Origin of the sequence: Psychrobacter sp. FME13, from assembly GCF_014861395.1 — a bacterium.
Classification (GTDB): Bacteria; Pseudomonadota; Gammaproteobacteria; order Pseudomonadales; family Moraxellaceae; genus Psychrobacter.
Genome location: NZ_RRYV01000284.1, coordinates 1 through 1,584, shown reverse-complemented (window position 1 = coordinate 1,584; position 1,584 = coordinate 1). Strand labels below are relative to the sequence as shown.

At 37.8% G+C, this 1,584-nt stretch carries 1 protein-coding gene; it reads right to left on the bottom strand.

The window, feature by feature from the left end; translation table 11 throughout:
- Positions 1-416 precede the first annotated feature (416 nt).
- The gene (locus EI164_RS16030) at positions 417-1,337 is read right to left on the bottom strand and encodes a D-Ala-D-Ala carboxypeptidase family metallohydrolase (protein WP_192520976.1); all 921 of its coding nucleotides are present in this window, start codon (positions 1,335-1,337) and stop codon (positions 417-419) included.
- Positions 1,338-1,584 lie beyond the last annotated feature (247 nt).

Genomic DNA, 1,584 nt, shown 5'->3' with positions numbered 1-1,584 from the left:
TAGGCTTAGATGTGTATAGCTCATGGTTGCAATCTCACTTTGGTCGGTGGATAAAAACTTTGATGCTAGCGCATCTAGGTCTTTTTTTCACCTTGCATTTGGTATTGCACTTCATGTGTTAATCTAAGTCTTATAAAATAAATGATATAAATATAAATAATAGCTCATTATAGTATGGATATAATTTCTCAATACAAGTATAACTTCTGAAAATTTATGACTTATGCGTTTAATGCCAATAAATTTAGGTCAGTTAGAGCTAACTAAGTGACCTAAATTTATATCCAATTGACTACAAAACCCCGAGTCTCACTGCCAACTCTATGCCATACGCGACAATGACTGATGGTGTTTAGAGCCGTCTCAAATTTATAAAGACCTAAGTTAATAGCAACTTAAGTTAGTAATGGCTTAGGTTAGTAACGACAAGAAGAACTACTGATCGCATGATGAAACCCCCATTTACGATAACCATCAGTATCTAGATGGATGGCTCCCGTCGCATATAAACCTAAACCAAAATTATGGGCTGCTCCTTGATATTGCCAAAACTGGCATAGACCATCTTGCATTGTACTCAGCTGCCATAAATTACTTTCATATTCTGGCACCCAAATATCCATGGCACTGGCATTCATATGCTTACTACTATCAGCCCCACCCGCACAGTCATTAAGACCAGGACTACGATATACAGAGCGTATCTCACTACTTGCTGGCAATATACCTTGTTTTTTCAACTCACTATATAGACGCAATGTGGGTACAATATTTGGCCATAACTCTTTCGGTGGTAGTTGATAAGGCTCATAGCCACACTTCTTCCAACTACGTGCGGTCGTCAATAACTGAGATAGTGGTGGTACGTTTTTTGCGCCCACTTGTGAGATGAGATAACGCTGATACTCTGCCACTTGTTTGGCACGATAACTGTTATTGTTTAACCATACGTTAAAGTCCATACTAATCACATCATGATCACCATGGTTATGAGCCGTGTTAGAATCAGGCACACTCCGAGCGATATTCACACTTTTATTCTCTTCAATAGATAGACGAGCCTGCAAATTAAAGTCACGCTGTTTTTGGGCAATCAAACCCTGCATACTATCGCGATTAATCGCATTTTTTTCACTCGTGACACGAGAACTATCATCTAAAACATTTTCAGAAGGCTGAACATAAATATTGCTACCACCTTGACGTACTTGAATACGACGTTCACTATTATCACTGATAATATCGGCATGAGCAGGAATACTACTAGCATACAAAACCAGTAGTGCAATCACAGGCTTGTGAACCTGCCTGTTACGAGGGAGTTTTTTATTATTCATTGCAGGAAGCTACCGCTAAAAACGTTTTATCGATACTATCAAATTTTCAGTAAGCAGGCTAAACTATCGCCTCTAATTAGAGGCCTGATATTTGTAATTAACACTTATCCTTATAAGTTTTATAATTATGTAACTTTATTGCTTAGGTGTTACTTTGTTCGCAATATTTCATTAGGGCGTATTAAAAATATTGGTGGTGTTCTAAAAAGTATGCTGGCATCAGACATAGCCATAATTGACATAGAAG

Coding starts and splice junctions, on each gene's coding strand:
- EI164_RS16030 (WP_192520976.1), bottom strand. CDS start 1,337: ATGAATAATAAAAAACTCCCTCGTAACAGGCAGGTTCACAAGCCTGTG.